We start from the raw sequence: 23,647 nt of genomic DNA on the forward strand, positions 1-23,647 counted from the left end.
CGCTGGAACGAAGCTGATTCGCCAGTCTCAGGCAGCATTAGATAATGGTTGCGTGAATTTCTTCAGTCAAGCTTTTGAGCGGACGGTTGTCGCTGTCCAGAATCGTAACAATCGGCTTATGGCTGCGTGCTTCCTCATTGCTCATTGAAGCGTATGAAATAATAATGACCTGATCTCCAGGCTGCACTTGGCGCGCTGCTGCGCCGTTCAAGCAAATAACGCCGGAGCCGCGCTCGCCGGTAATAACATACGTCTCAAACCGGGCGCCATTGTTGTTGTTGACGATTTGCACCTTTTCGTTCTCCCATATATCGGCAGCATCCATCAAATTCTCGTCGATCGTAATGCTTCCCACATAGTTCAAATTCGCTTCTGTCACCGTTGCGCGGTGAAGCTTAGATTTCATCATCGTTCTATACATGGTAGTCACCTCCGGAGGAACCAAACAAATGATTGTCAATTAATCGGGTAGATCCAAACTTTACGGCTAACGCCAAAATATAACGTTCCGATTCCAGCCTAATCGGCTCAGATGCTTCCATAGGCTGAAGACTTGGATAACGAAGCCATTCAACATAATCGATATCCGCCTGAGGCGCTTTGCGAATGGCATCCTTAACGCGCTTCACGAGCTCCTCAGCGCTTATTCCCGGCTCGCGAACCCATTCCCCCGCCTGATTAAGCGATTGCGACAATACGATCGCCTGCTGACGCTGCTCGGCTGTCAAATAAACGTTGCGTGAGCTAAGCGCAAGACCGTCCGGCTCGCGAAGCGTCGGACAAGGAACGATGGTGACCGGGAAATTCAGATCATCGGTCATTTGCTGAATGACCGCAACCTGCTGCGCATCCTTCATTCCGAAATAGGCGCGATCCGGCTGAACCAGATGGAACAGCTTACTGACTACAGTGCCTACGCCATCAAAATGTCCTGGCCTAGATGCACCGCAAAGCCGGTCCGTCAGCTGATTTACAAGAACGGTAGTCAGAGGCTTCACCGGATACATCACATCAACCGACGGCAGGAAGGCAATGTCGATGCCGTTCTGCTCCGCCAGCGCCAAATCGCGCTCTTCGTTGCGCGGGTAACGTTCAAAATCTTCATTGGGACCAAATTGCAGCGGATTGACGAAAATCGACAAAACGGTTAAACCGTTCTCCTCCGCGCTTTTTCTCATTAGACTGGCATGCCCTTCATGCAAATAGCCCATCGTAGGCACAAGTCCTACGGATACTTTGCTTCCGGACAATTGCGCTTTGCCCTCAAGGAGAGCAGCACGCAGCTCAGCTATGGTTCGGCACACGATCACGCTTGTCTTGCCCCTCTCCTTTGACGCCGCCTTCTGAATCCTTGATTGCGGCAGCGGCGCCATAAAGTTGCGTTACTTGCTCCTGTTTGTCCGCGTTCAGAACACCAAATGAATGCTCCTCAGCCGGAAAAGCTTTTGTTTTCACTTCATCCACATAGGATTTGATCGCATTGCGAATCGATTCCCCTGCGTTTGTATAGGTTTTAACCATTTTTTTCTCGTAATATGGCGAGGAATATTGAATGAGATCATGGTAGACCAGCACTTGTCCGTCACAGCCCCGGCCTGCCCCGATGCCAATCGTCGGAATCGAAAGCTCCTTGCTGATCGCCTCTGCCAGCGGCTCTGTAACGAGCTCCAGCACGATTGCGAATGCGCCTGCCTTCTCCAATGCTTTCGCATCCTCCATCAGCTTGGCCGCTTCACGGTCCAGCTTGCCCTGAACGCGAAAACCGCCCAATTGGTGAACGGACTGCGGCGTCAGGCCGATATGTCCCATTACTGGAATACCCGCTTGAACTAATGCGGTCACATCATCCGCGATTTCACTTCCGCCTTCCAGCTTAAGCGCCTGCGCTCCGCCTTCCTGCATCAGTCTGGCTGCGTTGCGCATCGTCGTTTCCCGTCCGACACCATAAGTCATAAAGGGCATATCAGTGACGACAAATGTCTGCTTAGCCCCTCTCATGACCGCCTTCGTATGATAAATCATATCCTCCAGCGTGACAGGAATCGTCGTGTCATAGCCGAGAACGACATTGCCGAGCGAATCCCCGACAAGAATAACATCAATTCCCGCTTCCTCTGACAAAATGGCCGACGGATAGTCATAGGCAGTCAGCATGGAAATCGGATCGCCTTTTTGCTTCATGGTCTTTAATGCGGTTATCGTTAACCGTTTCCTCATTACGCTTCATTCCCTTCAGTGTTAGGATAAACACAAAAAAACCTTTTAGCCGCTGCTAAAAAGGTCCTCGAACGAAAAAGGAAACGATAGCTTGTTATTGGCTTCCTTCTGTCTCGGTCCCTACGGCTCAGAGCAGAGTGTTGCTTGCCTTGCTTTGTCAAACCTTGCTTGTATGAATGCAGCGAGTACAGCTCCTCCATGAGAATGCCGTCTGCTACATTCATAGTAACAAAAAAACAAACATTCGTAAATGTGTCGATTACGTTACAGGCTCGCCCATTTCCGCCGAAAAGACAAGAACGAAGCTGCCGTCCTCCAGCTTGACGGCAATTGCTCCGCTTTCATCCAGCGCTACCGGCGTACCATCTATGATGCCTTGTGGCGTAGTCAGCCGTGCAGGCTTGTGAAGCGAGACGGAGAGTGCTTCCCACAGGGTGACGACAGGGGCAAATCCCTGCTCTTGATACAAAGTATAAAGCTGCTCCCACTCCAGCATAAAAGCAGCAATGACCGCTTCCCGGCTAAGTCTTGATCCCGAGGCGATACGCAGTGAAGTTGCGCGGTCTTGCATCTCCTCCGGATAATCGGAGGCTGCGAGGTTGACGCTAATTCCTACACCTGCAATAACATAGCGAAGACGGGCGTCTTCCGCTGTCGACTCCAGCAGGATGCCGCTAATTTTTTTTCCGTCAATTAATAAATCATTGGGCCATTTGATGCCGATTGGCAATGAAGTCAGCTTCATTAGGCTTCGGCAAAGCGCCACTGCAGTCAATAACGTTAGCTGCGGTGCAAAATGAACCGGAACGGTGGGCCGCATAATGAGGCTCATCCATACCCCTTTGCCCTTTGGCGACACCCAGGAGCGTCCCATTCTGCCCCGCCCGCTTACTTGCTGCTCCGCAATAACGAGCGTGCCTTCCGGCGCGCCTTCGTCCGCAAGCTTTTGCGCGACATTTTGCGTTGAATCCACCTGCTCGAACAGATGAATATTACGGCCAAACGCTGTGGTCTGCAGCTGCTCGTCAAGCTCGTCAAGGGAGTACTTGTCCGGCACAGCCAGCAGCTTATAACCGAGCCGTCTGGACGCCTCAATCTCATATCCCTGGTCTTCCAGCTTGTGAATTTGCTTCCAAATCGCCGTTCGGCTAACGTTCAGTTCACGGCTGATCATCTCTCCGGACACATATTGTCCGGAATGGGCGGCTAACAGCTCCAGCAATTTACTCATCGTCATTTATCCTATCCTTTGCTATCCATAGTTTTGCTTGTTCCAGCAAATGTTCCGGTTCATTCGGCAATTGCTTCATCGCAACCGCAAGCAGCAGCCGTTTCATCATAGGTCCCATCCAGCTGCCCGGCTGCCGGTTCACGCCTTGCGCCAATGCATGTCCATCGATCTTTAATTGTTTCAATGCCGTTGCCGGCATTTCCTCGAGCCACTCGCTGAAAGCTGCTGCAAATTCAGGATAGATTTCCTCCAGCATTAGAATGTTCAGCCAATCTGCGGCCGCTTCGGCTCCATATTCCAGTACACAGCTCGTCCATTCTCCTCTGACTAACTGCTGTTCTTTATCTTGTGAAGCAATATCCAGCACAGCTTGCATCCGTAATTGCACACCGATAACGCTCTTGACAGAATTCCTGAGCTTGCCTGGAAAACGCAGCGATTCCATTGTCGTCTCCATCTGTTCCACAGCTGTTCCGCAATATGCGAATAGCGCAGCCCATCGAAGCTCTGGTTTAAGCCCTGCCAATTTGTCCCATCGCGGACTAGGCTGAATACCGGTTAATGCCGGAAGTGGCTTAGCCGTCTGCAGCAATAAGCCGCTTTCGCTAAGCAGCTTCATTGCGGCCGCCGGACGAGGTCCTCCGAGCATTTGGTCAAGCTCAGCCATTACCCGCTCCATTGCAATATGCCGAAGCAGATGATGATGGCGGCGCAACGCTTTCCATGTCCGATAGGCAAAGCTATAGCCGAACTTAGCAGCAAATCGAACCGCCCGGAGCATACGAAGGGCATCCTCCTGAAATCTGGCATCCGCATCCCCGACGCATCGGATCGATCTGCGTTCAATGTCGAGCAATCCGCCAAATGGATCGTGCAGCGTGCCGTCCGCCTTCAAAGCCATTGCATTAATTGTTAGATCCCGGCGCTGCAAATCGCCTTCCAGGCTGGCGATGAAACGGACGCCAGCAGGCCTGCGATGCTGTTCATACTCCGATTCGGTTCGAAACGTCGTCACCTCATACAGCTCATCCTGAAAACGGACCGTCACTGTACCATGCTGCAGACCTGTCGGGATACTGTCCGGGAAAATCGCCATCACCTGCTCCGGCAGCGCGGCGGTAGCGATATCGATATCATGAATGGGCAGTCCCATTGCCGTATCGCGAACGCAGCCCCCTACAAACACTGCTTCATACCCTTGCCCATTTAATTGCTCCAATACGGGCAGCGCACCCGCCATCATCCCGGGCATATCGAGTAATCTGGCTTCCTTCATCGGATCACCTCCTTCGCTCTCGCACCTGCGGCAGGCAACAAAACAGGCAGCTTGCTTGGCTGCCTGTTCTCTCTTTGCTTTCTGTAGTTAATCGCATACCGGTACAGGCAGCTGCGCTTCAATGCCTAACGTACGGTAATAAATTTCCTCGTATTCTGTCGTAATCTTATCATTGCAAAATTCAAATCTCGCGCGCTGAATGCATGCTTCCTTGAAGCTTGCGTGCAGCTGCTCGTCAGACAGCAGGCGAACGGCATAGCCTGCCATTCCTTCCACATCGCCGATTGGACATAAGTAACCAGTCTCCCCGTGCGTGACGAGCTCGGGAATGCCTCCTGCCGTCGAGCCGATTGTCGGAACACCGCAGGCCATCGCTTCCAGTGCGACAAGACCAAAGCTTTCCTTCTCCGAAGGAAGCAGCAGCAGGTCGGCAATGGAGATGACCTGAGCGACATCCTCTTGCTTGCCAAGGAAATGAACGCGGTCCTCCAGCCCCATTTGCGTAATGCGGCATTGAATTTTGGACAGCTCCGGTCCTTCGCCTACAAGAAGCAGCTTGGCAGGCATACGCGCTGCAACCTTCTCGAATATTTCAACCACGTCTCCAACCCGTTTTACCGGACGGAAGTTGGAAATATGCATAAGCACTTTCTCGTGCGGCGCTGCGTAATCTGCGCGGAGCGAAACCGCATCGCGCGGATAATAGATCCGCTTGTCGACGAAATTATACGTAAGATCGATCGCTCTTGAAATGTCCAGCAGCGACCGCGTCTCATTAATCAAGTCCTGCGATACGGCTGTAACGGCATCGCTCTCGTTAATAGCAAGACGAATCAGATCTTTGAGTGATTCATCCTGTGCAAGTACTGTAATATCAGTGCCATGCAGTGTCGTCACCGTTTTCAAGTCATCTCCGACCATTTGTTTAGCCAAATGAGCGCAGACAGCATGAGGAACGGCATAATGAACATGGAGAAGGTCCAGCTTTTCTCTTTTGGCGATTTGAGCCATCTTGCTTGCCAATGCCAGGTCATAAGGCGGATATCTGAAGACGTAGTAATCATTGACTTCCACTTCATGATAATAAATATTTTTATGAAATTTACCGAGCCTGAACGGTATGCTATGTGTAATAAAATGAATTTCATGGCCGCGTTCGGCCATCAATTTGCCCAGTTCGGTGGCGACGACGCCCGAGCCTCCTAGGGTCGGATAACAGGTAATTCCAATTTTCAACTTTCGCGCCACTTTGTCGCACCTCCGTTTCACATGTTGCATTACATTGTATATTTTATTATTCGTTATAATATGCCGCGTTATCAAGCCCCCAAGGCTTGGAAGCTAGAACAAATCGACGGCGAATGGCTGTTTGATCGCGAAGCCTTCCCCGTATTTCCAGCCCTTAGACTGGCCGAGAAGCAAATCACGCGCCGCAACCCGCTCAATATAGCGGTCGGTAAGCGGTGTAGCTACCCGGTCGCCTTCAGAGGCCGATTGAAATTGCGACCGGTAGGCGCTGAGTGAAGCCAGCTTGGCCTCATAGTAATCGGACACATCTATGGCTAGCGAGACTTCGTCCACATCATTTATGTAGTAATAGATCAATTGCTGCACCTGTACGGCGGGAAGCTCCGGCATATAGCGGCGAAGCTTGGCGTTGAATACCGCCTCTTCGACGATTTTGCTGCAAGCGATATGATCCGGATGACGGTCTACGCCATAAGGCGCGAACACGATGCGCGGCTGAGCACGCCGAATCTCTGCTACAACGGCATCGATATGCTCCCGTGACAGCGTTAGTCCGCGATCGGGCAGCCCTAAATTGGTACGCGAAGCTAAGCCAAGCACCGAGGAAGCCTCTTCCGCCTCCTGCAGCCTTAGCTCAACTGTACCGTTGGATGACATTTCAGCTTTCGTCAGATCACATATGCCAACGCGCAGACCGGCTGCCGTATGCTTGGCGATCGTACCGCCCATTCCGATCTCCGCATCATCTGCATGCGCTCCAAAGATTAGAATATCGAGCTGTGTCATTAGACCGGCTCTCCCGGCTTATATTTATGCACCAATTCGCGCCAGCCGAAGTCGCCTCGCTCCAGCGCTTTAACAAGCAGCTCAGCCGTTGCAACGTTAGTCGCAACCGGAATGCCTTGAACGTCACACAGACGCAACAGGGCGATAATATCCGGCTCATGCGGCTGCGCCATCAACGGATCACGCAGGAAGATGATGAAGTCCATTTCATTTTGTGCTACCAAAGCGCCAATCTGCTGGTCGCCTCCCAGAGGCCCGGACATAAAACGGTGAATGCTTAGCTTCGTTTGTTCCATAATGCGCGTACCGGTTGTGCCGGTCGAATAAAGTCGATGAGGCGCGAAAACATGCTCATAGGCAATAACGAAATTGACCATTTCCTCTTTTTTACGGTCATGAGCGATAAATGCAATGTTCAACACGATGCTGTTCTCCTCTCTGCCTGCTTCTTAATTAATCCATTAAATGCTCAAAGCCATAAATTAAACCGCTGTAGGTCATAATTTTTTTGACAGCAACATTTACGCCTGGCATGTAGCCGGCGCGATCATAGGAGTCATGACGGATTTTGAGCGTTTGCCCGTAGCCGCCGAACACGACTTCCTGCTGAGCGAATACGCCTGGCAATCTTACGCTATGTATACGGAAGCCATTGTAGTAACCGCCGCGGGCGCCTTCAATGATCTCATGCTCGTTCGGATTGCCTTGACGAAGCTCCCCGCGGGCTTGCGAGATTAATTCCGCCGTTTTGATCGATGTGCCTGATGGAGCATCCAGCTTCTGGTCGCCATGATATTCGATAATTTCAATGTGAGGCAAATATTTGGAGGCTTCCGCCGCAAATTTCATCATCAAGATCGCGCCAATCGAGAAGTTAGGAGCGATCAATGCGCCTATCCCTTTTTCCTTGCTGAGCTTGTCCAGCTCTTCGATTTGTTCAGGAGTAAAGCCAGTCGTACCTGCAATTGGACGAACGCCATACTCAATCGCGGTCTTCGTATTGCTGTAGGCAGCTTGAGGCACGGTGAAATCGACAAGAACATCGGCTTTGGCGCTGCTGAGCGCTTCTTCCAAAGTCTTGCTGGCGATGACGCCGGTATTGCCTTTGCCTGCAAATATCCCGGCGTCAACAGCGCCTGCTGAAGGAGCGACAGCGGCGACGAGCTCCAGCGTCTCATCCTCCAGCACCATTTTTACAACCTCGCGGCCCATTCTGCCATTTGCTCCTGCAACCGCTACTCTAATCTTTTCCATTGTATTCACCTGTTCCTTTTCCGATATCTTTCCTTAATCCGGTCGCGAAGCGTGCGCCGTTTCCGGTTCACATCTGCGAACAAACGCCGTGCTGCAGAGTGACCCGGGTCGATCCGGATCGCTTCACGCGCGTTCATCGCTGCCGCATCCAAATCGCCGATTTCGGCATAGACCATTGCCATTAGAAAAAAAGCTTCAAAGCTTAACGGGTCCTTCTCCGCCGCTTGCCGCAGCAAAGTCAAAGCTTCTGCATGAAGCGGCGGTACCGCTTTGATGTACTGCTCAGCGGCAATAACATCGAGCTTCGCTTCGATCGTCTGCAAATAAAATCCGTATTCCGGATGGCTGCCGTCAAGCTCGACGGCCAGCAGCGCATATCGGTGCGCCTTGCTCCATTTCCCGCTTCGGGAACAAGAAATTGCACACTTATAATGATAACTGGCATTGCCGGGGTCCGCCGCAATCGCCTTCTCGAACCATTCGATCGCTTGCTCGAAATCACTGTTCAGAATATGCTCATACGCCTTTTTCACACAGCTTTCGCCGTCCATCTGCCCATCCTCCTTGTACACAGGGTGATGGTACAGCATATGTATAGAGGCAGTCTACTGTTCAGCGTTTTTTCTCGTCCACCGGTTCGCATCCCGCGTATTGAATTTATCCATTACTTTATTGTGAGCTTCCGTCAGGTCAATGCCTAACGAATTGGCGAAGCATGATAAAATAAATAAAATGTCGCCAAGCTCCATTTCCACCGAATTATCGGCTTCATCGGCCTTTTTCGGCTTTTCCCCGTAGAAATGGTTGACCTCGCGGGCGAGCTCTCCAACTTCTTCGCTCATTCTGGCCATTAAAGCAAGCGGGCTGAAATAGCCTTCTTTGAATTGGGAAATATATGCATCCACTTCACGCTGAATGTCAGCTAACGATTTTTCAGTCATTCACGTCGATCCCTCTCCACTATTCTCAACAACATATAACAATTCATATGTTAACGTATCGTGACGATGAAAACAATGTTTTTTGAGATGCCTTGATTTGAGCCATACTATCAATTATATGTCATAACCGGCGAAAAGGAGCCTATTTATGCTGCGTAAAATGACTGCCCAATTGCAAATTATACTCCCTATAATGGTCGGCACCGCCATCTATGCATTTGGACTGCATTATTTCGTCATCCCCAACCAGTTGACGGAAGGCGGTGTGACAGGCATCGCCGTTCTGCTCAATTATGCGCTCGGCTGGCCCTTGTCACTATCCACGCTGCTTCTGAACATTCCTTTGTTTATCGTCGGCTGGAGAACGCTAAGCCGCCCGGAGATGGCCTACACCGTCGTTGGCGTCGGCTCGCTGTCGCTTTTTCTTGCATTGCTTGAACGATTGATTCATAAAGGCTGGCTCGTCCCATTTCATACTTCCCAAGATTATATTCTGGCGGCCCTCTATGCCGGCGTGACTTTGGGTACCGGACTCGGCATCGTATTTCGCTTCGGCGGAACGACCGGCGGCGTCGATATTATCGCCCGGCTGGCCACGCGTAAAAAAACATTCAGTATGGGGCAGGTCATATTGGGCTTTGATGCGGTCATAATCGGCGCGGCACTCCTATACATCCCGACCGTAAAAGTATTGTATACACTCGTTGCTGTATTCGTCGCCTCCCGCCTGATCGACTTCATACAAGACGGAGCCTATTCCGCCAAGGCGTTCACAATTATAACAGATCACGGCACAGCGATGGCCGACCGCATTGCGCAGGAGCTCGAACGCGGCGTCACCTTGATGCCTGCAAAGGGCGCGTTCTCCGGACATGCAAAAGAGGTCGTCTACTGCGTCGTTCAAAGGCAGGAAATGCGCCGTTTGAAATCGATCATCCGCAGTATCGACCCCAGGTCCTTTACCGTTATCAGCGAAGTCCATGACGTGCTGGGCGAAGGCTTTAAGGAAGAGTAAGTCATATTTAGGTAAATGAAGAGAAGAGAAGCAGCTAAAGCTTTTTCACTCCGTAAGGCACATGTCTGTATTTCTTCCATGCTGTATAAGTAAGCGCCCCGGTGATAATAGCTCCAAGCAGAAGGCTCCAGGTAATCGGATTAGCGGCGGCAGGCGGCGCGAACACAGGCTCGTCATTGGCTGCCAGCCGATCAGCAAATAAATTAGCCAAGGCGGATTGCAAATCGTGGATCGAATCACCCGTCCAATCCTGCTTCGTCTGTTCTTTCATTCCCGCCTCCAGCAGCACATTCGTATATTTCATCCGCTCCTTAAGCTCCGTAATGCGTTCACTTGGCCGCTGCATGGCTGCAGCCGCTTCAATTTTGGATAAATGATCGGTAAAGCTGTGCATGGCCGCCCTTGCCGCTACCGCTCCATCCCCGGTCTGCCGGTTCCAAGCCTGATTAACTCTGCGCAAATCCTCCAGCATCACCTTCTCATATTGAAGCCATAACGCATGCTGCGGGCGCAGCAAAGCATCTGTCGTCAAATGGATACGCGCCGATGCAATAAGCCAATCCGTTGTCGGTTTACCGCTTCGCAGTGTCGTTTCGACAGACTGCACGCTTTCCTCTAATAGACGCCAGCCTGCCGTTTGTCCGAAACGATGCAGCTCGTCCCTTTTCATCTGTCTCTTAAGCTGCTGCGCATATTTAAATCCCGCCTGGCGGTTATTCGTATAAGCGGCTTCGTACAAATGATCGGCCGTTTCGTCCAGCTTCAACAGCTCCTGCTTGACAGCGCTCGTATAGTCAACTGCCCGAATGGACGCGGGCGCAGCAAAAACAGACGTTACGGAACCGATCGTCATGGCGATACAGAACAGCATAGGTATGACGATACGTATCTTCATGAACATGGACATCCCCCCATAGAAAACTCTATGAGGGGATGTCCATGTTTATTCCTGTTTTCTTGCTCTTAGAGCAAGCCAACCGACGATGAAGCTGAATATCGACAAGCAATAGGTAAACAGCTCGACTTGCGGCAAGTCATCCATCAGTTCCTCTGCCAGCCAAGGAAACACGCCAAATTGATAATCCACCGTATCGTTTAGCAGCAGCCATAACGTTCCGATGAATGCGGCAATTCCTCCGGCTTTCATGAATCTCGCATAAAGCAGCACTTCCAGTGCCATGCCAAGATGGGAGACACTCAGCATCCCATGCTGCCAATTGAGCGGATCACCCTGCCAGCCTCCGGCAACGATCATCGCAACCGCCCAAATACCGTATTTAACGGAGGTAACGACAGCTAAACCTTCAATGATCATCCGGGTGCCGTTAATCCATTTGGATTTTGATTTGGGCGGGAACAAGAAATAGAGCAGCACTAGCGTGAAAAACAAGCTGGCCGTCGGGCTGTCCGGTACGAACACGATCTGCCACAGCGGATTATTCGCCAGCGTATCCTCCAGTTGATTGCCGTACCATATATAACCGTAAATTGTGCCAAGCAGGTTCACAACAAACAACAGCCACAGCATCCCCCGGTTCATGAGAAAAGAGCGGCTCCAAAACCATGATAGATTCACGTCGTACTCTCCCTTTGCATAAGCTCTGTAAAAATTCGAGAAAAAACCTGACCGCAGATACGATCAGGTTTTTTGAAGTTGCAGCTATTATTTGGCTGGAGCCTTTTGTTTAGCAAGCCAAGTTGTCAATTGATCGATTTCTTCAGCCGACAATTTGCTGCCGAATTCAGGCATTCCGCCTTTACCATTTGTTACGATATCGACAAGTTCTTCTTTCGAGTGTCTGTCGCCAACACCGGTTAATGCTGGTACTTGCGGCGGATTGCCTTTCAAGTCAGCTGCGTGACAGCTCACGCACTGTGCTTTCTTAGCAATATCCATTGCCGGATCTTTCGCATCAACGAGTGCAACAGCTGCCTCTGGTTTTTTCACCGTGCTAGGCGGCTCTTGGCCTTTCTCAGCTGCTTCACGCGCTTTCTCTTCCCGGACATGATGCTCAGGAATCGTATTCGTTATTTCCAGCTGATGCGTGTAGTGCGTCCACGAAATAATCGTCAGATACACAACAGCAATCAGTGAAAGGAACATAAGCGACGAAGCGATCGGACGACGGTAGAAGCGGCGTTCCTTGCCTGTATCAAGGAAAGGAGCGAGCAGCAGGCCTCCGAACAAAACAGCCGGAACACCCATCGTACCAAGTACGATGTAGTCTTGCGATACATATGGATATTTCAAAAATTGATACAGGAACAAGAAGTACCAGTCCGGCATCGGAATGAAAGATGCGTTTGTTGGATCTGCAGGGTAGCCCAGCGGTGCCGGCTCTGCAATCGTCCATACGAGGAAGCCGACCAGCACGACGCAGCCAACCATCCATTCCTTAAGCAAGAAGTTCGGGATGAACGCTTCCGATTTACCGGGGTAGGACGTATAGTCAGGCGGAACTTGAACGCCTGCGCCCTTCTTTACACGAGAGTCGCCGACAAAAACGACTTTCTCGTTTGATTTATGACCATGCGCCATAGTGAGTCCTCCCTTCGCTTAAAGTGGTCCTGAAATGCCTTGCTTCCGAATCATCAAGAAGTGAGCCGCAAGCATAGCGATCAGCGCGCCAGGCAAGAAGAATACGTGAATCGCGAAGAAGCGAGTCAGCGTCTGCGCGCCTACGATATCGCCGCCATACAGGAATTGCGCGATATAAGGGCCGATGTAAGGAACCGATTCTGCAATTTGAACGCCGACTTTAGTCGCGAAGTAAGCTTTGTTGTCCCATGGCAACAGGTAGCCTGTAAAACCAAGACCCAACATAATGAAGAAAATCAGCATCCCTACAACCCAGTTCATTTCGCGCGGCGCCTTGTAGGAGCCGGTAAAGAATACACGCAAGGTATGTAAGAACATCATTACGATAACTAAGCTTGCCCCAAAGTGGTGCATGCCGCGGACGATTCCGCCAAATGCAACTTTATGGTTCAAATAGTCAACGCTTGCATAAGCATTGAGAATATCCGGTACGTAGTACATCGTCAAGAACATGCCGGACAAAATTTGAATTACAGTGATGAAAAACGTCAGGCCGCCAAAGCAATAAACGAAGGCGGAGAAGTGATGTGCAGGGTTGACGTGCTCAGGCACCTCGTGATCCGCGACATCCCGCCATAGCGGCGTAATATCAAGACGCTCGTCAATCCAGTTGTACACGCTTTTAAACATCTGAAATACGCCCTCCTATACTCGTGAATTCGCTTTAATTGGACCTACGTACACGGTTCCGTCTTCAACCTTCACTTCATACTCATCAAGCGGATTCGGGGCAACGGCAAGGTTTTTGCCGTCCTTCGTATATCGCGCGTCGTGGCATGGGCAATCGTATTCATTCTTGCCCTTCGTATTCCAACCGATTGTACAGCCTAAGTGCTTACATACCGGCGAAAGTGCGAAAATCTCTCCGTTCGCATCCTTGGAAATCCAGGCTGCGAGCTCCGGATCACTTACGTACCAGCCATCGATCTGATGAATTTGGAACTTAAATTCTTGCGGTTCATTCGTAATTTTTGATGCCTCTACTACTTTAACCCAAGTACCTTCGCCCTTTTTTTCTAACAGCGGGTCCACTGCAAAACGGACCATTGGCAAAACCGCGCCGCCCATCATAAATGCAGTCGTACCACCGAGCGTATACGACAAAAATTGACGCCGGGACATCTCTTTGCGCTGAACCGGACGATGCGCGGTCTCGTGATGTTCGTGGTTACTCATCTTCTGTTCTACCCCCTTTGCCAACCATTTCTCGTGTTTTACCCATCGATAAAACACATGACGAACTAGGACATAACTATAATAGCCTAGGTGCTTGGGAGCGTCAAGAATATGGCTGGAGATTTGTTTACCTATAAAATGTCGTTCATAAATTTGTTGTCAAATTGTCACATTTGACCTTGTATGCCATATGTTTTCCCCAAAAGCCTATTTTATTATACAAATATTATTTAATTGTCCGTATCCTTTCCTGCATTCCAAGCCGTTTGAATAGCCTCGGCTATGGCCGGTGCTGCAGGAATAGCCCCTGACGCATCAGGTGTGAACAGCAGATCTGCACTCGGACAAATTAAATCGTTCTGCTCGGCTGCCGATACGACAATGACGAACTTAAAGCCGATGCCTTTCATGCGGGCGCAAAGCTTCTCCACCGCCGCCGATTTATCTGTTTCTTCTATGTAATGCAATGCCGGATACGTAACTACCCTCCCTTTAAATGGGATCTCGATCAAATCCATGACGTCCCTTAGCTTTTCCAGCGCCTGAGTCGCCTCATAGGGCTGTTCCGTTCCCGTCATTCCGGTCACCGGGAGCAGACAAGTATCCAGGTAGGGCCGTAGCTCCTCCCATTGATCTGCCGCAATATCGCTGAATTTCATGAAACATTGGCTCCTTCTTGCAGTGATTTATTATTTGCCTATTCTTACTATGTTAACCGCAATCGGACAGAATGCCAATCGTCTCCAACAAAAAAACTTCCGCTAGCGGTGAAGGCCGGTCGCCTGCCACGCATCGCGGAAGTTGTACATTCATTTCATTTATCGCTTCATTTCATTTAATTGCTTCGCCAAGCGGTAGAACGTATCCTCGTCCCCAGACGCCAGCGCCTGGTCGATCGCCTTATACGTTTGCTCCGTGCGAAATTTCAGAACGGCTTCATCCAGAACCATTTCAGCCGCCAGCCCCAACATGGCTTCATACGTTACCTTCATTTTGTCCATAGGATACACCTCCATACCGGTGCTCGTAATTTCCCCGATTATTAGTTTTTCAAAGCTCCGACACCATTTCCGGCTCCTACTAAAGCATATTCAGAAGGGTCGCAACGGTAGAGTGCGATTGCCCTTCCTATCTCTGAATATGCTCCAGCCTATACCGGCAGCTCATTATAATAGAAACATCTTGTCGTTGTTCTCCAAGCTGATACCCGACATAACCGCTCTGCCCGCCTTCGTCATCCGGATGACGGTTCCATGCTCCTGATGATCGCCGATTCTTAGCAATCCAAGATGAACCATCATACCAATTAGGCGATGCTCCAGTATTTTGTTTGCGTCGTCGTAGTAGTAGGGCTTGATGAAAGGGATGAGCACAGGTCTTAGTGAGGACAGCGTGACCCATTGCTCCGCCAAACCGTTAATCCATTGCGATAGTGCAAGCACATTAGGCATCGGTATTTTGTACAGCCTCAGCCACAGCTTATAAAGCAATTCCATTTCGTTGCCGGGAGTGCCCGCCAGCCGTTCTTGTCCCGCCGTTGTCAGTACCAGTGTAAGCTGGTTTTCCTCGAAGTAACGCATCGAGGTGCAATAATCGAAAAGCAATGACATCCGGTTCGGGTAATGGTGGAAATGCCGTCCGTAGCCGAATCGCCATTCTCCCTTCGCAGGGAGCTCTTCGCGAACGGCATAGCTGTCGAGCAATTGCATGCTGAACCGTTTGTACATGGAACCGTCTGCCGCAAGCTGAACCGCGTTGTGATGAATGTAATGAAGCGTCTGGCGAATATCGCCCGACATCAGCTGCTGTTCATCTCTGTACATATGCGGCTCATCGGTATACTGCAGCTGGGCGGCAAACTTGCGCTTAAGCGTATCGCGGAACCGGGTGCGCAAATCATGCGGTACTTGGAACAAGTAACGGTTAGGGCCGCTGAAGCCATTGAACAGCCAGCCCTGATGCTTAAACCGTGCAATGATATCGCGAGGAGTCGTTTCCTTTACCGGCAGCGGCTCGCTTTTTTTCCGGGAGCGTTTCGGCTTGACGGGCTGTACCGGCTGCTCGGCCTGCTTGTTCTGCGGTTCGGCTTCTCCGAACTTGCTCTGTTGAACGCGTGCGATCAACTCCTCAAGACTGAAGGAATCCCGTGTCTCGAACATCAATGAATTCAGAAAGCGCAGCTCCTCGACATTCATTCCGTTAATTTGCGCCTCAAATACATCGTTTCTGCTGATTGTTGAGAGAATTGATTGAATCAAATCATTTTTCGAGTGCCCGTTGCATTCGCAGCGGTACACGGAAGCAATTCTGCTAAGCTGACCGATATCGGCGTAACTGAGCATATCTGAAAAATTCATCGCCACTCCCCCTCTCCGTAATGCCTGCATCATCGTGAATTAGTACCATTATGGGGAAAAATTTATATTTTCAAACGAAGGAACGGCAAAAAAACCGATACGGGTTATTTCGCCCGATCGGCTTTACGTTAGATATTAATGGGTATATACAGTTCATCTTTGCTTGTCAGTTGCGTGTCCGCGACAGCCAGTTCAGAATCAGCATAGTAATAATAATGCCTAACAGAGCCAGCGCCGCCCAATATTGCGGAAATGCAGGGACGACTTTCAACACGAAGGGATCGCTGATGCTTGCTACAGGAACCTCATACTCCGCACTAATGACCAAGCCGCTGCCGGACGCATTGGCCGTGTCCATCAGACCGGTTAACTGAGCCATTTTCTCATCAGAGGGATGGTTCTCATAGTCGATCACAAAAAAGATAAGCGCACAGGTGAACATAGCCATGCACCCGGCGATCACGATGGCCAAGTTGCGCCGGAAGGACTTGGAGAAATGATAGCTTTTCTGAGCAACCGGCATGAGCCATGACTGCTCCGCATATATACGATCCATTACGTTCCGATTCACATGATCGATTGGGCCAAGATGGTCCTCATCCTCCACCTCTGGCATGAAACGAATCAAAGATTCGCTTTCTTCCCAAAGACGGAACTGCTCGGTGCAGTGATCGCACTCCAGCAGATGGGCCTCCATCTCCTCCCTTACCGGATCCTCCTCGGACAATTCCCAATACATGCTGAATTTGTGTTGAACGTCCTCGCAGTTCATCGCGTTTTCATCCCTTCGAATTCCTCCATCATCTGCGTATCACCGAAATAAGGCTCAAGCTGCGTTTTGACGCTTGCTCTAGCCCGGAACAGCAGCGATTTTACGGAGCTGACCGTCTGTCCTAAAATGTTGGCAATCTCTTGATAGTCTAATTGGTCATATTCCCGAAGAATTAGTGCCGAGCGCTGCTTCTCCGGCAAATTGTTGATCGCGTCGCGAACCATCGCCATACGTTCATTGCGCAATACGAGATGCTCAGGAGCTGATTCCGGCGAGGCGATCGGGATATGTCCCGACTCCTCGAGCGGCAGGTTCGCCGCTTTCTGCTTGCGCAGCTCGCTCAGCACCGTATTGCGTGCAATCGTATACAGCCACGTCGAAAAAGAAGCATCCACCTCGCGAAAGGAATGCAAACTTCGATACGCTTTATAAAAGGTTTCCGAGCACAAGTCTTCCGCCAGCAATTCCAGCTTTGCGCTCTTCAGCATATGATAGATAAATGATAGAATCTTGCGTTGATACCGGCGCATGAGCTCTGAATACAGCTCAATATTGCCGTCTTTAATTTCTCTTATTAATTGGGAATCAGTCATGACAGGCGAACCTCCTCACCTGCGAATTCTTCTTCCCAGTTCGATTATGTATCATTGTACCGAACCGGAAGCGAAAAGTTGCGGTCATTAGATTAAAAAAATGATTATATGTAGACGATACCGTCAAGATATCGGCCTATTACCAATTATTCGAGTTGCTCTATCAAATTCCTGCTAGCTTCGACAAATGGTCGGTCACCCATTATTTTACAGACAAAGCATTCCTAAGTATTGTAACATAGCAACCTTAATACGTCCTGAAAATGAGAAAAATAAAACCACCTTTTTCAAGGTGGTTAGCTGGTATAGAAAAACGCAGCAAAAACGGCGTGAAATTTCATTTTTTTGATGGACGGCAGTGTCCTTATTGTTGCCATAGTACCGCTAATGCTGATGGCTGACTTGCCGCGCGGCTATGCGTATTTTCTCGCCATCAACTTATGGTAAAGCTGCTGCTAATGTGCTTGGACGCTGTTTGGGATTTTCAATTCGGCCTGCTCCCCGCTTCGTTTACCCTCACCAAGCACTAATATTAATTTCCTCTCATTGAAGCAGCTTGTCGCTCACTCAACATGACTTGTGGAGCAGCTCAACATAACTCAAATGAGTTCACTAGCCGCTATCCTCGCGCAAATGATGAAAATTAGAGTGCAGATAAGGAACAAACTGTAAAAGTACATTTTGTTGGGCCTCAAACAGGCCAAAATGGCCTTCAAAATGCAAAAATACATTTGAAACCGCTCGATTTCGGCCATTTGGAGCCTTTTAGCCGAATCAGCCTGCACTTTTGCATTTTGATGCAATAAATCGCCGAAAAAGCGCCTCTTAACATGTACTTTTACATTTTGATTCATCCGAGCTAACTATACCTCACTAACCTAACTCCCCCAGCGGACTGCTGCTATCGCTAATTGCAGGTGGATACCTATACTCACTAGTGCTCTGGATGCCGGATACTGACCGCTGACGTGCGACCGAGCACCGCGTGCCTCAATGGCACCGCGCTATATGAACTTTACTAACCAATATATGGTTTACTCAGTTGGTGCAGCGGCATCAGGGAGAGCGGAGCATTTTGAGTTCAGGATGGCTTTTCGATGATTCTTTTCATTAGTGCATCGTATAAGCGATGGGAAAATGGAATCAAGAACGACAGCCTGAACCAAAATGCGCAGCGAACCCGGGGCTGATGCACCTCATGCAGTTCACCTCAAGCTCCCCATCACATTCGCAACCAAAGCATCATAGAAGCTCATTTCGCCCGATGTTCTGGACAACAATTGCGCGCCTTGCACAAAAGCGATGAGAATCTTCGCTTGTTCGCCTGCACTCATTGACGCTTCGAAATCGCCATCCTTTTTCCCCTGCTCCAACACTTCTTCCAGCCATTTCTCATTAGCCCGGAAGAAAATATTCAGTTCATTCCTAATTTCTTCGGGAAAAGAATTCAGCTCGGCAGCCATCATGGAGCATAAACACAGCTTCGTGTTGTTTTCCAAAGTCTCCCGGTACAGATTGAAAAATAGCTGCAGCTTCTCCCTTCCATTTATATGTTGAAGATTTATTTGCTCGAGCTTTTGGATAAAATCCATGCGGTATCGGATGAGTACGGCCTGCACCAAATCCTGCTTTGAAGGAAAATGGTAGTGGATGCTTGCCTTGCGAATGCCGACTGCTTCCGCAATATCCGCATAGCTAAATCCGTTATATCCGCGTTCCTGAACGAGCTGAAGACCGATATCCATAATACTTTGTAGGGTGTTGTTTTTCGTATTCATATCATGAACCTACCATCCAGTAAGTAAAATGTCAACTTGCAGACAATGATTCAGCATACTATCAAAAAGCGCCGGCCAAGTCGTGAAACCCACGATTAGGCCGGCGCTTTTCATTAGAGATAACATCTGACTTCGCAGCATGTGCGATTTAATATCTAGATCCCACTGAATGGCGATGCCGAGTCCTCTTATCTAGACACATAAACAGCTGAGCTGCTTATGGAATCAATCTTAGCTTTAGCCCATGTCAAGGAAGCACGGAACGGCAAATAATATTGCCCGTCAGCCTTAACCGCATTGAAGCCGGTGTAGGTCCCGTTCAAATAAATCTTTTTGCTTTCCGCATACACCTTAATGGTCGTATCTTTTGATTTCAAAGTAACGTTTTTCGATTGATCAAGCTCGATCTCAAATCCAAACGCCTGGCTGAAATCTCTAATATAGATATAGCTTGAATCCTTGATGCTAATAAAGCTTTGCTGCAGGCTGTAATACTTGTCGTTTACGTATAAGCTCATACTGCTCTCCGTATACACTGCGCCGCCTTCGGTATACTTATTGCAGTCCCATTCCCGGTCATAGTATACATAGCTTCCACTGCTTGAACGATAGACATCCTTCACTTTTTTGCAATGGGGATAAGGCGCCGTCTCATTATAAATGATTTTTACTTTCGGAGCGGAAGCCGAGCTGCTTGATTTGGAGCCGGATGAGCTGGTACTGCCGCTGCTTTTGGAACCAGAGCTTGAACCCGAACTAGAACTAGAGATGCTGCCCGAGCTTTTGCCCCCATTATGGTAATGGTAGCCGGTGCACAACCCTTTGCGCTTGGACTTTTCGGAACAGTTATGTCCCCCGTTGCTGTCGGTTCTGCCGGAATGGGCCAAAGCGGCAAGCGGCATTAACATCGTAACTAATAGAGCAAGAATGATAGAGCTGACCACTGTTTTTTGCAAAATAAATCCCCCATATCTTCTGTATAATAGTTAAATTGTACCAGCTTTCTCTATACAGATGGCAGTTTTCACAAAAATGTTAAAGTTAACCTGCCCGGTTTTACGATTTAGGCAATGATACCGATTTATAGTATAGTGGTTAAAATGAACAATAGGAAAAGAGGGAACGAATGCCTACGATACTGGTTGCCGACGACGATGCGAACATTCGCGAACTTGTATGCTTATTTCTTCGAAATGACGGCTTCACAACAGTGGAAGCCGCAGACGGCAAGGAAGCACTGAGCGTATATGACTCGACACAAGTCGATCTTGTCGTGCTTGATATTATGATGCCGATTATGGATGGCTGGACGTTATGCAAGGAGCTTAGAAAAGCCAATCCTGATCTTCCGCTGCTCATGTTAACTGCAAGAGGCGAGACATGGGAGAAAGTAAAAGGGTTCGAGCTGGGTACGGATGATTACCTGACGAAGCCGTTTGATCCGCTAGAGCTGACGGTCCGCGTTCGGGCCTTGCTGAAACGGTACCGGATTGGCTCCACGCAGACGATTCAGTTCGGCAATGTTACGCTTGATCGTCAAACCTATAAGGTGATGAGAGGCTCAGAGTCGCTCACACTGCCGCTCAAGGAATTTGAACTGCTGTACAAGCTGGCCGGAACGCCGGGCCAAGTATATACCCGGGAGCAGCTGATTGATCAAATCTGGGGAATCAATTACGCCGGCGATGACCGGACAATTGATGTCCACATCAAACGTTTGCGCGAACGATTCGCGTCGACACCGGATTTCCGGATTGAGACGGTACGCGGACTTGGATATCGGCTTGAGGTCGATGAATGATCCGATCCTTATATACACGAGTCGTATTGACCTTTATCATTTCAGTCACCGCGGGCACGGTCATTGCTTATTTTGTGGCCACTTGGGCATATAAAGATCAACTAAACGAAAATTTGAAATTCCCCTTGCTTTACTTTGCCCAGGACGTCGCCCGGGTTTACGAGGCCTTACCTTCAGCCGAAGCCGATGCTTATGTAAGTGGAATGCAACTGCTCAATTCCTATCACATTCGAATGTTCGATGAAAATGGCCAATACCAGTCTTTCGGAACGCTTAACGGACGTACTGCTGCTGCTGTGTCTAAGGAACAAATCCATCGAGTGCTGAACGGGGAAATTGTACATGTCAATCCAACTGGTATTTCGACTACTTTGTTAGGGCTGCGATTGACTACTGAAACAGGAACGAAAGCGATCTTTGTGGAACCGAGAGCTTTTCCCTCCACCTCCTTTGTCGTCAAGTGGCTATTGAACTTTTCCTCCCTTTCGCTAATAACAGGAAGTCTCATTATTGTCATAGCTGCCGTGTTCCTGGTCAGACCGATCAAGAAGCTGACAATTGCGACAAGGCATATTGCAGACGGAGATTTCAACGTGAAGATCAATATTAAGCAAAAAGGCGAACTGGGCACGCTGGCGCGCAGCTTTGAAGAGATGATGTACGATTTGCAGCAGCTTGAGCATATGCGCAGAGAATTCGTAGCGAACGTGTCGCATGAAGTGCAGTCCCCGCTCACCTCAATATCCGGTTATGCTCTGGCACTCAAGCAAGTTGACATCTCTGCTGCCGATCGAAGCCGTTATCTCGATATTATAATCGCCGAAGCGAATCGCATGTCGAAGATGAGCGCCGGCCTGCTCAAGCTTAGCTTGCTCGAATCGCCATCCCAACAGCTGCGATTGGTTACTTTAAGCCTTGATGAGCAGATCAGACGGGTCATTGTGGCGATTCAGCCGCAGTGGTCGGCCCGCAATATCCGCTTCGAGCTCAATCTGAAAGCGATTCGGGTTACCGCGGATCACGATCAATTAAATCAGGTATGGACGAACATTATTGGCAATAGCATCAAATTTTCGATGGATGGCGGTGTGATCACCGTCAGTATGAAGCAAGATATTAAGAGTGTGATCGTCCGGATATCCGACAAAGGCATTGGCATTTCTCACGAAGATCAGAAGCGGATATTCGAACGGTTTTTCAAGGCCGATCGTTCTCACAGCCGCAAGTATAGCGGAAGCGGCATGGGACTGGCCATTGCAAAACAGATCGTATCGCTTCATCAAGGCGACATTCGAGTGGAAAGCGAGCCTGGTCAAGGAACAGCTTTTATCATCACACTGCCCATTACAACAACACCGGAAAATTAGCAGCAAATCTAATATTATGAATGCAAACTCTATATATCGAAAAAGCTGCGGCTTCACATGCAAATGCAACATTCCTGCATGTGAAGCCGCAGCTTTTTTTAGCTCGTTCATATTCCGTTCATATTGCCGTCATTGGGAGTACATTTTCGTCGTGTAATGTTTCATTAACGGCTCGTTAAGACAGCCCAATTATACAGATAGAGACAGGAGTAGATGAGAATGACCCAAAAAGAAGGCAAAAAGAAAAACAAAGCGCTTCGTATCCTGCTTAAAATTGTAGGCGGTATCGCGATAGCAATCGTACTATTTATAGCTATTGTATATATCGTTAATGTAATCAGTAACAAAACGGACCAGAAGAAAATTGAAACCTATGGTCAACTCGTTCCGGTAGACGGTAAAAAAATGAACGTTACCATTCTAGGGGAAGGCGAAGAAACAATCGTGCTCCTTCCTGGGTTTGGAACAGCCGCACCCGCCATTGACTTCAAGCCGCTGATTGAAGAGCTGGCACCTTATTACAGAGTCGCTGTTGTTGAGCCCTTTGGTTATGGACTAAGTGATATGACGGATAAAGAAAGGAACACGGCCAATATTGTCAGTGAAGTTCATGAAGCTTTACAGGCGCTAAAAATTGACCGTTACATTCTAATGGGGCACTCCATTGCCGGTATTTACGGAATCGATTATGTAAATAAATATGAGAACGAAGTGATCGCTTTTGCCGGAATTGACAGCAGTGTTCCAACACAGCCAGGTATGGATGTTAAATTTGATACAGGCAAACTAAAACTGCTCCGAGAATCCGGTTTCGGCAGATTGCTGTTGAAGATTGGCGGCAGCGCTTATGATGGATTGCCGTATGACGATAAAACAAAGGAGCAGTTACAATTGATTACGCTCCGAAATGCTTACACATCCAACTACTTAAATGAAATGGTAAACATTTATCCCAACTTCCAAGCAGCCCAACATTTAACATTCCCGAAAGAGCTTCCGCTTATTTTCTTTATCCAAGCAAACAACCCGGCAATAAGCACATGGGTACCGCTGCATGAAGAGCAAATTAAAGATTCTGTTCATGGAAAAGTAATCACAATGGATGGGGATCACTATTTGCATCATACGAAATCCAAAGAAATCGCCGAGGAATTTAGAGCGTTTATGAACGGCATTAAATAGCAAGCGAACAAGCCGCGGGGACCCTTCCCCGCGGCTTGTTCTAATGCGGGCTGA

The 23,647-nt window shown here is 49.1% G+C and carries 27 protein-coding genes; 4 read left to right on the forward strand and 23 right to left on the reverse strand.

Annotated features, from left to right (window positions below; translation table 11 throughout):
• Positions 1 to 37: 37 nt before the first annotated feature.
• From panD to ACFVVF_RS05645, 11 genes are all read right to left on the reverse strand, one after another.
• The gene (panD, locus tag ACFVVF_RS05595; RefSeq protein ID WP_387806188.1) at positions 38 to 421 is read right to left on the reverse strand and encodes an aspartate 1-decarboxylase; all 384 of its coding nucleotides are present in this window, start codon (positions 419 to 421) and stop codon (positions 38 to 40) included.
• Positions 414 to 1,310, reverse strand: a complete 897-nt coding sequence (gene panC / locus ACFVVF_RS05600; protein ID WP_387806190.1) for a pantoate--beta-alanine ligase — start codon at positions 1,308 to 1,310, stop codon at positions 414 to 416. Before panC ends, panD begins: the two co-directional genes overlap by 8 nt.
• A complete protein-coding gene (gene panB, locus ACFVVF_RS05605; protein WP_387806193.1) occupies positions 1,285 to 2,217 on the reverse strand; it encodes a 3-methyl-2-oxobutanoate hydroxymethyltransferase in 933 nt (310 codons plus the stop codon). Before panB ends, panC begins: the two co-directional genes overlap by 26 nt.
• A 259-nt stretch (positions 2,218 to 2,476) precedes the next feature.
• Positions 2,477 to 3,454, reverse strand: a complete 978-nt coding sequence (locus ACFVVF_RS05610) for a biotin--[acetyl-CoA-carboxylase] ligase (RefSeq protein WP_387806195.1) — start codon at positions 3,452 to 3,454, stop codon at positions 2,477 to 2,479.
• Positions 3,441 to 4,724, reverse strand: coding sequence for a CCA tRNA nucleotidyltransferase (locus tag ACFVVF_RS05615; protein ID WP_387806197.1), 1,284 nt, complete (start codon positions 4,722 to 4,724; stop codon positions 3,441 to 3,443). Before ACFVVF_RS05615 ends, ACFVVF_RS05610 begins: the two co-directional genes overlap by 14 nt.
• A gap of 87 nt (positions 4,725 to 4,811) precedes the next feature.
• The gene (gene bshA / locus ACFVVF_RS05620) at positions 4,812 to 5,972 is read right to left on the reverse strand and encodes an N-acetyl-alpha-D-glucosaminyl L-malate synthase BshA (protein ID WP_387806199.1); all 1,161 of its coding nucleotides are present in this window, start codon (positions 5,970 to 5,972) and stop codon (positions 4,812 to 4,814) included.
• Positions 5,973 to 6,065: 93 nt separating this feature from the next.
• A complete protein-coding gene (gene bshB1, locus ACFVVF_RS05625) occupies positions 6,066 to 6,758 on the reverse strand; it encodes a bacillithiol biosynthesis deacetylase BshB1 (protein ID WP_387806201.1) in 693 nt (230 codons plus the stop codon).
• Complete coding sequence (locus ACFVVF_RS05630; RefSeq protein ID WP_387806203.1) at positions 6,758 to 7,180, reverse strand: methylglyoxal synthase; 423 nt, start codon at positions 7,178 to 7,180, stop codon at positions 6,758 to 6,760. Before ACFVVF_RS05630 ends, bshB1 begins: the two co-directional genes overlap by 1 nt.
• A gap of 31 nt (positions 7,181 to 7,211) precedes the next feature.
• Positions 7,212 to 8,012 (reverse strand): 4-hydroxy-tetrahydrodipicolinate reductase, encoded by an 801-nt coding sequence (dapB, locus tag ACFVVF_RS05635; RefSeq protein ID WP_387806205.1) that lies wholly within the window; start codon positions 8,010 to 8,012, stop codon positions 7,212 to 7,214.
• Positions 8,013 to 8,017: 5 nt separating this feature from the next.
• Positions 8,018 to 8,563: a tetratricopeptide repeat protein gene (locus ACFVVF_RS05640; protein WP_387806207.1), complete on the reverse strand. Its 546-nt coding sequence runs from the start codon at positions 8,561 to 8,563 to the stop codon at positions 8,018 to 8,020.
• 54 nt (positions 8,564 to 8,617) lie between these two features.
• Positions 8,618 to 8,953, reverse strand: a complete 336-nt coding sequence (locus ACFVVF_RS05645; protein WP_387806209.1) for a nucleotide pyrophosphohydrolase — start codon at positions 8,951 to 8,953, stop codon at positions 8,618 to 8,620.
• Between the two features lie 148 nt (positions 8,954 to 9,101).
• Between ACFVVF_RS05645 and ACFVVF_RS05650 the strand changes: the two genes are divergently transcribed.
• The gene (locus ACFVVF_RS05650) at positions 9,102 to 9,968 is read left to right on the forward strand and encodes a YitT family protein (RefSeq protein ID WP_387806211.1); all 867 of its coding nucleotides are present in this window, start codon (positions 9,102 to 9,104) and stop codon (positions 9,966 to 9,968) included.
• Between the two features lie 34 nt (positions 9,969 to 10,002).
• On the opposite strand, the gene ACFVVF_RS05655 is transcribed toward ACFVVF_RS05650, so the two are convergent.
• From ACFVVF_RS05655 to ACFVVF_RS05710, 12 genes are all read right to left on the reverse strand, one after another.
• Positions 10,003 to 10,869 (reverse strand): sporulation protein YpjB, encoded by an 867-nt coding sequence (locus ACFVVF_RS05655; protein WP_387806213.1) that lies wholly within the window; start codon positions 10,867 to 10,869, stop codon positions 10,003 to 10,005.
• 42 nt (positions 10,870 to 10,911) lie between these two features.
• Complete coding sequence (locus tag ACFVVF_RS05660) at positions 10,912 to 11,544, reverse strand: DUF1405 domain-containing protein (RefSeq protein WP_387806215.1); 633 nt, start codon at positions 11,542 to 11,544, stop codon at positions 10,912 to 10,914.
• 87 nt (positions 11,545 to 11,631) lie between these two features.
• Complete coding sequence (locus tag ACFVVF_RS05665; RefSeq protein ID WP_387806216.1) at positions 11,632 to 12,507, reverse strand: c-type cytochrome; 876 nt, start codon at positions 12,505 to 12,507, stop codon at positions 11,632 to 11,634.
• 18 nt (positions 12,508 to 12,525) lie between these two features.
• A complete protein-coding gene (qcrB, locus tag ACFVVF_RS05670; RefSeq protein WP_387806218.1) occupies positions 12,526 to 13,197 on the reverse strand; it encodes a menaquinol-cytochrome c reductase cytochrome b subunit in 672 nt (223 codons plus the stop codon).
• A 15-nt stretch (positions 13,198 to 13,212) separates the two neighbouring features.
• Positions 13,213 to 13,743 (reverse strand): QcrA and Rieske domain-containing protein, encoded by a 531-nt coding sequence (locus ACFVVF_RS05675; RefSeq protein WP_387806220.1) that lies wholly within the window; start codon positions 13,741 to 13,743, stop codon positions 13,213 to 13,215.
• Positions 13,744 to 13,973: 230 nt separating this feature from the next.
• Positions 13,974 to 14,402, reverse strand: coding sequence for a DUF2487 family protein (locus tag ACFVVF_RS05680; protein ID WP_387806222.1), 429 nt, complete (start codon positions 14,400 to 14,402; stop codon positions 13,974 to 13,976).
• A gap of 159 nt (positions 14,403 to 14,561) precedes the next feature.
• Complete coding sequence (locus tag ACFVVF_RS05685) at positions 14,562 to 14,744, reverse strand: IDEAL domain-containing protein (RefSeq protein WP_042162387.1); 183 nt, start codon at positions 14,742 to 14,744, stop codon at positions 14,562 to 14,564.
• A gap of 165 nt (positions 14,745 to 14,909) precedes the next feature.
• Complete coding sequence (locus ACFVVF_RS05690) at positions 14,910 to 16,100, reverse strand: hypothetical protein (RefSeq protein ID WP_387806224.1); 1,191 nt, start codon at positions 16,098 to 16,100, stop codon at positions 14,910 to 14,912.
• 166 nt (positions 16,101 to 16,266) lie between these two features.
• The gene (locus ACFVVF_RS05695; protein ID WP_387806226.1) at positions 16,267 to 16,839 is read right to left on the reverse strand and encodes an anti-sigma factor family protein; all 573 of its coding nucleotides are present in this window, start codon (positions 16,837 to 16,839) and stop codon (positions 16,267 to 16,269) included.
• 29 nt (positions 16,840 to 16,868) lie between these two features.
• Positions 16,869 to 17,465: an RNA polymerase sigma factor gene (locus ACFVVF_RS05700; protein ID WP_387806228.1), complete on the reverse strand. Its 597-nt coding sequence runs from the start codon at positions 17,463 to 17,465 to the stop codon at positions 16,869 to 16,871.
• A 1,205-nt stretch (positions 17,466 to 18,670) separates the two neighbouring features.
• Entirely contained in the window at positions 18,671 to 19,243 is a 573-nt protein-coding gene (locus ACFVVF_RS05705; RefSeq protein WP_387806230.1) for a TetR/AcrR family transcriptional regulator, read from the reverse strand.
• Between the two features lie 188 nt (positions 19,244 to 19,431).
• Positions 19,432 to 20,199: a YHYH domain-containing protein gene (locus ACFVVF_RS05710; RefSeq protein WP_387806232.1), complete on the reverse strand. Its 768-nt coding sequence runs from the start codon at positions 20,197 to 20,199 to the stop codon at positions 19,432 to 19,434.
• 170 nt (positions 20,200 to 20,369) lie between these two features.
• Here ACFVVF_RS05710 and ACFVVF_RS05715 point away from each other — a divergent pair, with 170 nt between their 5' ends.
• From ACFVVF_RS05715 to ACFVVF_RS05725, 3 genes are all read left to right on the forward strand, one after another.
• Complete coding sequence (locus ACFVVF_RS05715; protein WP_387806234.1) at positions 20,370 to 21,044, forward strand: response regulator transcription factor; 675 nt, start codon at positions 20,370 to 20,372, stop codon at positions 21,042 to 21,044.
• Positions 21,041 to 22,411: a sensor histidine kinase gene (locus ACFVVF_RS05720; protein WP_387806236.1), complete on the forward strand. Its 1,371-nt coding sequence runs from the start codon at positions 21,041 to 21,043 to the stop codon at positions 22,409 to 22,411. The genes ACFVVF_RS05715 and ACFVVF_RS05720 overlap by 4 nt, the downstream gene beginning before the upstream one ends.
• 219 nt (positions 22,412 to 22,630) lie before the next feature.
• Positions 22,631 to 23,593, forward strand: coding sequence for an alpha/beta hydrolase (locus ACFVVF_RS05725; RefSeq protein ID WP_387806238.1), 963 nt, complete (start codon positions 22,631 to 22,633; stop codon positions 23,591 to 23,593).
• The last annotated feature ends 54 nt before the right edge of the window (positions 23,594 to 23,647 follow it).

It is taken from the genome of Paenibacillus sp. NPDC058174, from assembly GCF_042883865.1.
In the GTDB taxonomy this organism is placed as follows: domain Bacteria; phylum Bacillota; class Bacilli; order Paenibacillales; family Paenibacillaceae; genus Pristimantibacillus.